General features: G+C 47.8%; 9 protein-coding genes. 1 reads left to right on the top strand and 8 read right to left on the bottom strand.

The window, feature by feature from the left end; translation table 11 throughout:
- From IM322_RS12400 to IM322_RS12380, 5 genes are all read right to left on the bottom strand, one after another.
- Window positions 1-387 (bottom strand): ParA family protein (locus tag IM322_RS12400; RefSeq protein ID WP_287674732.1); only part of this gene is annotated, 387 nt, incomplete at its 3' end.
- Between the two features lie 618 nt (window positions 388-1005).
- A complete protein-coding gene (locus IM322_RS12395; RefSeq protein WP_287674731.1) occupies window positions 1006-1452 on the bottom strand; it encodes an ASCH domain-containing protein in 447 nt (148 codons plus the stop codon).
- A 37-nt stretch (window positions 1453-1489) separates the two neighbouring features.
- The gene (locus tag IM322_RS12390) at window positions 1490-1852 is read right to left on the bottom strand and encodes a hypothetical protein (protein ID WP_287674729.1); all 363 of its coding nucleotides are present in this window, start codon (window positions 1850-1852) and stop codon (window positions 1490-1492) included.
- Window positions 1853-1891: 39 nt separating this feature from the next.
- Window positions 1892-2857 carry a hypothetical protein gene (locus tag IM322_RS12385; protein WP_287674728.1) on the bottom strand — a complete coding sequence of 322 codons (966 nt, stop codon included), beginning with the start codon at window positions 2855-2857 and terminating at the stop codon, window positions 1892-1894.
- Complete coding sequence (locus IM322_RS12380) at window positions 2841-3932, bottom strand: hypothetical protein (protein WP_287699266.1); 1092 nt, start codon at window positions 3930-3932, stop codon at window positions 2841-2843. The genes IM322_RS12385 and IM322_RS12380 overlap by 17 nt, the downstream gene beginning before the upstream one ends.
- A 393-nt stretch (window positions 3933-4325) precedes the next feature.
- On the opposite strand from IM322_RS12380, the gene IM322_RS12375 reads away from it, so the two are divergent.
- On the top strand, window positions 4326-4679 hold the full coding sequence (locus IM322_RS12375; protein ID WP_287659138.1) for a helix-turn-helix domain-containing protein: 354 nt from the start codon (window positions 4326-4328) through the stop codon (window positions 4677-4679).
- Window positions 4680-4726: 47 nt separating this feature from the next.
- On the opposite strand, the gene IM322_RS12370 is transcribed toward IM322_RS12375, so the two are convergent.
- From IM322_RS12370 to IM322_RS12360, 3 genes are read right to left on the bottom strand one after another with little or no spacing between them, the layout of a single operon-like run.
- Complete coding sequence (locus IM322_RS12370) at window positions 4727-5407, bottom strand: hypothetical protein (protein ID WP_287674726.1); 681 nt, start codon at window positions 5405-5407, stop codon at window positions 4727-4729.
- Window positions 5397-6764, bottom strand: coding sequence for a replicative DNA helicase (dnaB, locus tag IM322_RS12365; RefSeq protein WP_287674724.1), 1368 nt, complete (start codon window positions 6762-6764; stop codon window positions 5397-5399). The genes IM322_RS12370 and dnaB overlap by 11 nt, the downstream gene beginning before the upstream one ends.
- Entirely contained in the window at window positions 6757-7602 is an 846-nt protein-coding gene (locus IM322_RS12360) for a MarR family transcriptional regulator (RefSeq protein WP_287674723.1), read from the bottom strand. The genes dnaB and IM322_RS12360 overlap by 8 nt, the downstream gene beginning before the upstream one ends.
- Between the last annotated feature and the right edge of the window lie 705 nt (window positions 7603-8307).

Here is an 8307-nt window from a genome sequence, read left to right as displayed (position 1 = left end):
CGGTACGATCGTGATTAGGGCGCGATAATTAGCGTCTCCTAGGTCCTTGGCCGTTTCCAACATCGGCTGCAGACTGAGAACATCGGGGGCGGTGGGTAAGATCAAGAGTTCGCAACCCTTGGCCAACTCTTTGAGATCGTCGGAATGGGGACGGGCGGGAGTATCGATGATGACGAAATCCGCCCCGCCGATAATCTTCATCGCCTGTCGCTCGTCGGCGACGGTGAAGGGAAGCTCCCCCCTCTCCGCCCAACCCAGAGCGGTGCGGTTCGGGTCGCCATCAACTAATACCGTCCGACCTCGATCGCTGAAATAGGTGGCGATATGCACGGCGGTGGTGCTTTTACCCACGCCGCCTTTGTAACCAGTAACGGTAATAATTTTCATCTGGTTTTCTGGTTTTTTGGTTTTTTAGTTTTCATCCTTGTTCCTGGAAACAGGTTTTCTGTAAAACCAGATTACCTTAAAACCAGAATTGCGGTCACATTTGGATCGATTCCGTGAACTGGTTTTCTGTAAAACCAGATTGCCACAAGACCAGAATTAAGGTTCCATTCGGATCGAGCTAGTTTTCTGTAAAATCAGTTTTCTGTAAAACCACGCAAAAGGTATATTAATTTTCAGGAATTTACGTCGTTTCAGCCGACGACAAGTCAAGGTTTGAACCCACTTTGACGGAAGAGAAATAGATAGGATTGTATCTGGTAAGGAGGTTTTCTGTAAAACCAGATTGCCATAAAACCAGATAAACAGAATCGACTCCGCAAGCTGGTTTTCTTTAAAACCAGTTTTTTGTAAAACCAGAATTATTCGGATTCAAGCTGGTTTTCTGTAAAACCAGATTGCCAGATTACTAGATTACCAGTCAGAAATAGTCAAAAGTTTAGCCATTAACTAGAACTGGCTCGATCCAGATCAGTTTGCGATCGGGTCGTTCTCTGAGGCCGTAGGGTTGCCAACGATAGAAGTTCCTACGCTAATGGGTGCGGTACTGACTAGATTAACTCACCCGCCAGTTAGCGAAAAATCAGGGGTAATTATTTCAACAGTAAACAGCTTTTGCTTGCCTAAGCAGGGTATCGGTTCAATCGCCCTGACATTTTCCAGCTTCCAAGCGTATCGTTGGGGTTGCCAGTCGCCGAGCGACCGTTCCAATTCCGAAACCGATTCGATAATAATCGAATTTGGCACGTCGGTGGCACTCGTCTCGGATACCATCTCTAAACAATCGGTCAGATCGGTGAGTGCTACGATCGCACCTAACAGCAATTTATCTCCATCGATGGACAGATTGAACGAGCGATTGAAATGGGAGATCAAGCTTTTTCCTTGCTTGCAAAGGGGACGTTTGGCGGCGTGGATGGCCAACACCCCTCGGTATTTTGTCGGCCATCCCCTCGTCTCGTAAAGTTTGAGACCGTTTGCGACCAGAGATGCCCACGGTTGCCACAAACTGATAGCTTTGATTGCCAATGCCTTAACTCCTTACTCATTTGTTCTTAAGAAATTCCCTGTACTCCGCTAGAACCTCCCGCGCTTTGGGGGAATCGATCGCTTCCAGTATCCCGTTGATCGGTCTGCCCATGCGATCAAGTTGTCGAATCCGATCCACCTTTTCAGGTGCAAGGTAGATCGATCGCTTGCGCTTACCGAATTCGACTTGATAGAAAGTCTGGAGATATTTGCGCCCGTACTTCGCCTGATGAGAATAAGTGGTGATCAAATACCCTGAACCCTTCCCCCTACGACGGCGCGGACGTTTATTCTCGGTTTCCTCTTTACTAGGGAATAATTTTGTACTGGTTAAAGGTACATTTGTATCCCCTAGTAAAGGTATTTTAGAGAGAATCAAGGTAGAGGATGCGGGGACTGGCGGTCATTGTGCGGAACCTTAGCCAATGATTTTCAGGATTTCTGAAACGGGTTGATTAGCATCGATCGCCATTCGCACCTTTGACAGTTTCTCACGGGGGACTGACCGCTTGAAGGTTTTCCATTTATCGTTAACCTTCTCGTCCCAACAGTAAGCCCAGAACCAATGATCGGGATTGCCAGTCGAACGATCGCCCTCAACTTTTGGATAAGTTTTCACGTTACCGTATCTATCCTTTTTGTCTTGGATAAAGGCATATAGGGAACCGCTCGGATTTTTCTTAGGGGAAATCAGCTGGGAGGATCGAGGACGATCATTTTCCCCTAAGAAAATCTCTGAGGGGGAATGTTTTTCGCAGGTACTTGCGGGGTTGCCCGTTTTTTTCTTAGGGGAAATTTTAGAGATGAGATCGTTCTGTTCTAAATTTTCCCCTAAGAAAATCGGTGGCTCACTTTCCCCTAAGAAAGAATTAGAGGTAATCGAGATAGAGGAATCTTTTGAATGAGATCGTTGCTTTTCACTGGCTAACGCTTCTCCCTGCAAGGTATCAGGCATCGGGGTTAATTTCGACGAACTGCTTCGGGGCAATTCCTCCGATTCGTTCGGCGGCCGGCGTGAACCCACCAATTCCACTGAAGATAGCGAGATGTCTAAACATTTGTCTGAATTCTTTTTCTTAGGGGAAATTCCATCAGGCACACCCTCGACTTTTCCCCTAAGAAAATTCAGTTGATGAGTGGTCTCTGGTTGGAGCTTGCCGAGTCGAGCTTGACCCGCTTTGCTCTTAGCCCACTTCTCCAGCCACATTTGAGGCGATGCGTGTCGAACCGCGTCAGAGCAAGGGATGTTCAGCGAAATGGAACGATCGCTATTCTCGATGACCCGTCGAGCCGAGATTTCGTAATAGGTAAACGACCATTGCCAGCCATGAGCCGACCAAGTTTGTGAGACATACCAAGATGATTTTTTAGGTGCTGCTACCATCGCCTTTTCCTCCCTTGGCTGCCATTGCTCGGATTTTTTCCATGAACCGCTTAAACTGTTCGGGTGTGGCCACCTGTTCTAAACTGGCATCATCTCGTACCCGCCGCCAATCGACAAGCCGATGAGGATCGCTTTTGAGCCTGACTTTCGGCTCTCCATATCGATCGAGGCTTAAATATTCTGGCGGCACATCAACCACCTTTTCACCCCTGACGTACTGATACCAATCCAAAAACTCCTTAGATAGTGGCTTCGGTTTGGATTTGTCTACTGTTTGTTTGGGAAGCTGGTATAGGAAAACGGAACGGGGGTTTTTAATGGTTTCCCTTGTATTCTCGATGTGTCGTATCGCTCCCCAAGCTTGTGAGAGGTCATGGGCGGTGATCGCCTTCCTCACCACCGCATCTAACGGGATCTCTAGTTCTGAGAGCTTGTCGATCAAGTCCCGCGGAATTTCCTTTGTAGTTTTTTCTGTAGGGGAAATTTGAGAATTGAGGTGGTTCTCTTGTACTAAAATCTTTTCCTTAATATCATTTGTGTCGTCGATTCCATTGGTCGAATTTCCATCATCATTTTTTTCATCCCCTCCCCCTTCGGTCTGGAAGGTTTGAATAGTCTGAATGATCTGAATAGTCTGAGGAGAGCCAGAATCTTCGAGGGGCAAAGGTTTTAGCGGTTGATTTTCCGAATTTTCAAAATCGTTTCCGACGAATTGAACCGTTTTCCGATTTTCCAAACTGTTTTCCGAAATTTCGGAAATGCTTCCGACGAATTGAACCGTTTTCCGATTTTTCGGAATGCCTCGAAGGTTGCGAAACGAGAACCCCTTATCTTGAAAGTCAAATAGTCCGAGTTCCTGGAATTTAGCGATCGCCGTGTAAAAGGTGGTTTTCTTAATATCAACCGCTTGCATGATCGTCAATGTATCTGGTAAATCGGAGTAGCGATCGCCGAAGGGATCTAACTCAACCAGGTAACTCCATAGTCTCCACTCAGCGGCCGTCAACTTGGAGTCTCTCAGCTTTTGGGATATTTCCGCCGTTAGAGGGTAAAATTTTTGCTCGATCCGTGTCATAATAGTCACACTGTAAAAGAATGAATTTCAGAGGATGAATCTCAAAAGATGAACCCCGATGAACCGATCCCGAAAGTTGCGTTTCGACAAATCGATCTCGACGGTTACTTCTAGATAGGTACATCTAATGAAGAAGTCATTTTCTTGCCCCGTTCCCTAACCAGATTGGGGCTTGTTTTTTTGGGCTAATCCTCTCGGTCGCGAACGGGACGAACCCATCCGAACGGGTCAATCGGAAGGAAGCTTAAAAATTCCTTAAAATGCCCCAGTATTTTCACAACTTGTAGTTTCCGTGTCATAATCGGTATGAGTGGTTCTGATCGTGCGAAAATCAGTTATATTTGTTTGCTAGACTAATTATCAACTAATTAATTCGCATTTGAGTCGGTGAGTATGCAAAAGTTAACAATTAGGCAAGCCTTTAAAACAACCCAAGATTATTTCAAGATTAGTGGTAAGGATCTTTCCGAGGTGTCGGGGATCGGAACGCCCCATATCAGTTCTTTTAGGAACGGGAAGAACTGGATCAGCGAGGATACCTTAGAGAAGCTTCTCGATGGGATGGAAGAAATTGCTCCTGGTTCCCGCCGTTACTTTGGTTTGTTGGTGTCGGGAGGCTCCGAACCGAATTTAGAAGATTTAATTGAGATAATCGGTGCTGATCGTCTCATGGTTGCCATTGCCGAAAAGTTCAAAAAAGATCGGGAAACGATCAACTGCCTGCAGCAAAGTCTGATCATGTCTTAGGGAAAGTCCTCACCGTTTGCGGGGACTGGCGGTCGTTGTGCGGAACCTCAACCAATGATTTTCAGGATTTCTGAAACGGGTTGATTAGCATCGATCGCGATTCGCACCTTTGACAGCTTCTCACGGGGGACTGACCGCTTGAAGGTTTTCCATTTACCGTTAACCTTCTCGTCCCAACAGTAAGCCCAGAACCAATGATCGGGATTGCCCATCGAACGATCGCCCTCAACCTTTGGATAAGTTTTCACGTTACCGTGTTTATCCTTCTTCTCTTGGTTAAAGGCATAAAGGGAACCACTCGGATTTTTCTTAGGGGAAATCAACTTGGAGGATTGATGACGATCATTTTCCCCTAAGAAAATTTCTGAAGATGTGACGGGGTTGACCGTTTTTTTCTTAGGGGAAATTTCAGAGATGCGATCGTTCTGTCCTAAATTTTCCCCTAAGAAAATCGGTGGCTCACTTTCCCCTAAGAAAGAATTAGAGGCAATCGAGATAGAGGACGGGGGCGATAGGGTTGTCGAACGCTTCGCCCGGGTTCTTTGTATCTTGGAGCCTCTCGGTCTCGGTTCGAGAGGGGAACAGACTTCAAAAAACTGGTAGTGAAACAGACGGTTATCGGTGGTCAGTATCCAACCATCTTGGCGAACCTCACCGATTTTGTAGAACTTACCGTTATCGGGATGCTCCCCGACGATAACGATCGACGCTCCCGCTTCAATTGCCATGATTACCTCCGGGCAATTCCGTCAACAATCCGTAGGACTTATCGAATAGAAAGCGTGCCGTTCCCGTCAGGCCGTGACGGGCTTTGCCGACGATCAATTCCAGCACATCGCGATCGGAACTATCGGGGTTGTAATATTCATCGCGATAGAGCAGGACAACGTTATCGGAGACCATCTCCAGAATTCCCGATTGACTGAGATCGGCCATGACTGGGCGTTTATTGTTGCGTCCCTCTACCGCCCGCGATATCTGGGAGAGTGCGAGAACTGGCACGTTTAAATCCCCCGCCATTTTGTACAGTCCCCGGGCGACATTGCCCAACTCGTAACTGCGGTTGCCGTTGGGGGAATCGTCGGCCATCATCTGAAGATAGTCCACCACCACCAAACCTGGCTTCTTTTTCTCGCTGATGAGGCGGCGGCATTCCGAGGCGATGCCCACGACCGTTGTTCCCCGATCGTCGTTCAAATAAAGGGGCAACTCGGTGGCGATTCCTAACACCCTGGCGATCGTTTCATGTTCCCGCTCGGTAAGTGGAGCCAATCCCGCCCGGTGTTGCCTGATCCGACCGCTTCGGAGGGGGTAAAACCCACAATCGCAATAGTGCGGGTGAACGCTCAACAAACTCCACAGACGGTACTCTAGCTGTTGGGCGGTCATCTCCAACGAGAAGAAAACCACAGGTATCCGTCGAGCGACCATCATCTGTAAGGCGAGAAATAAGGCGGCTTGGGACTTCCCCATCGACGGTCGCCCCGCGAGCAGGGTCAACGTTCCAGGCTCGAAACCGACGATTAGATTGTCCAACTCCCGTAAGCCCGTGGGGTAAATCGGGTTATTTTTCTCCAATTCCGTGAAGGCAGCACTCGCCACCTCGCCATTGGAGAGGGTTCGCGTCGTCCGTCCCCAGTTCGATACCAGAAATACTTCCTGTTCCGCTCCGTCCAGTACCTCGTCCAACTCTCGCGTCGTGTCGCGGGCCAACTCGATGACCTTGCCTCCCGTCCCGATCAACTGACGACGGACATACTTATCCATCACCAACTCGGCGTAGCGATCGATGTTGGCGGCCGATACCGTGCGCTCGATTAGCTGTAATAGTCGGGGAATCCCTCCCACCTCGTCGAGAAGCTGGTAATCCTGCAGCCAACTGGAAACCGTCATCACGTCTGTGGGCTTTCCCTTGCCGTGAAGAAAGACCGCCGCTCGGTAGATTTCTTGATGGGAACGAAGGTAAAACGCATCGGCGGCTAGAAAATCGACGATCCGTCCCATCGCCTTGGGGTCGAGGAGAATTCCCCCTAAAATAGATTCCTCGGCCTCGATATTCTGGGGGGGCAACGCAGAATCATACATCACTTTCTAGACCCCACGGGTCGATCCATTTTTCGCCCGCTAATCTCGCCAATCGCTTCGTTTCGTTTCGTTCTGAAAAGGAGAGCTTTTTGGGGGTTTGTTCTTTCCCCGTTTTTTGTTTGTTCGCTCGTCCCTCCGATTTCTCGAAAAGCTCGTAATAAACTTCCCACCGGTTCAGACCGGCCGCATTCTTGCCAGCCAACCATGCTTCTATATCGACGATCGGATTGGGAAGTTTCCCAGTTTCCTTCTTCACAAAATAAAAAAATCTCTCTCGCTCGTCTTCTGAGAGAGTCTTTTTAAAGTTTGAATAATTCTTAATAATCTTAGAGGTGCTGGATTCTTTTCCCTGACTGGGTTCTGGGACGTGATCGTTTCCTACAGTGCGAGTCGGTTTCCCACAGTGCGAGGGTGTTTCCTGTAGGAAACCTGATGGTACTGTAGGAAACTTTTCCGCATCACAGGAAACTGTGTTTCCTGTAGGAAACTTTTCTGCACTGTGGGAAACAGTGTTTCCTGTAGGAAACTCTTCCCCGTCGCAGGAAACCTGATCTCCTTTAGGAAACGTTTGCAGCTTGACCAGTGCTTCGGTGATTTCTAGATCGATGTAACCTTTATCGCTAAGAACTTTCAGGGCTTTGGAAACCGTGCCTTTCTGGAGTCCCGTGGCGGTCGCCACATCCGTGACCTTGACGCGCAGATCGCGACCGCCGAACGGATCGATCGTTCTCAGATAGTAGAGAACTCGAACTTCCGCGTATCTCAATTCTTTGGTGACTTGGAGCCACTCTTCCGGTTTTAGTGCGTAGAACTTGCCTTCTATCTTGTTTTGTGTCATAATGGTTATAGTTTTTGTGGAAAGGTATATACTTTCCACCGAAAGTGATGTACTTTTCGTGAATTTGCCCCATAACCCGAACAGAGTTGGGGCTTGTTTTCTAGGTGGGTGGCGATCTTAAAATTGCCTTAATGTAGATATCAATTGCTCTTAACCTCATTTCGGTTTAAAAGACTTCCTACTCAGTCCCCCGATTTCCGCCCCCGCAATCGCACTAAAAAGTATATGTTTTTAATTGTATATGTATATAAATAAAAAACCCATCCCTTGAGGGAATTTGTTGCGGGTAGTAAAATAGTGTAGAGAAGTTAAAAGGTTGTTCAATGGAAACTAGAGGGAAGTACAAGGGCAGGAAGGAAAATCCACCGAATCCGGACGGGAGACCTCTGACTTATGAAGAGCCGAAGAAACGCCGCAATCTAAGCGTGACTCAAGCCGGGTGGGAAAAAGTTCAAGCGATTGCGGAACAGTACGATCTATCGGTGTCGGAAATGTTGGAACGGTTAGCCCGCGGCGAGTTTGAACTGGTGCGGAAGGTTTCTTAGTTTTAGAACAAGGCGGATCTTGACACTCTGCGCGCTAAAGCGACGCAGATTCTAGCACAGAATTAGACCAAAATCTAATTCTGATGGGCATTGTCAAGATGCCTCTAGTAACTCTGCTCAAATCTAATTTAAGCATTGTCTTTACTTTTCTTAGAATATT

The sequence above is a fragment of the Microcystis sp. M109S1 genome (genome assembly GCF_020247025.1).
Lineage (GTDB): Bacteria > Cyanobacteriota > Cyanobacteriia > Cyanobacteriales > Microcystaceae > Microcystis.
Note: the sequence above shows the minus strand (reverse complement) of the source record. Positions and strands in the feature narration are given on the sequence as shown.

Coding starts and splice junctions, on each gene's coding strand:
- IM322_RS12370 (WP_287674726.1), bottom strand. CDS start 5,407: ATGGCAATTGAAGCGGGAGCGTCGATCGTTATCGTCGGGGAGCATCCC.
- IM322_RS12380 (WP_287699266.1), bottom strand. CDS start 3,932: ATGACACGGATCGAGCAAAAATTTTACCCTCTAACGGCGGAAATATCC.
- IM322_RS12375 (WP_287659138.1), top strand. CDS start 4,326: ATGCAAAAGTTAACAATTAGGCAAGCCTTTAAAACAACCCAAGATTAT.
- dnaB (WP_287674724.1), bottom strand. CDS start 6,764: ATGTATGATTCTGCGTTGCCCCCCCAGAATATCGAGGCCGAGGAATCT.
- IM322_RS12360 (WP_287674723.1), bottom strand. CDS start 7,602: ATGACACAAAACAAGATAGAAGGCAAGTTCTACGCACTAAAACCGGAA.
- IM322_RS12385 (WP_287674728.1), bottom strand. CDS start 2,857: ATGGTAGCAGCACCTAAAAAATCATCTTGGTATGTCTCACAAACTTGG.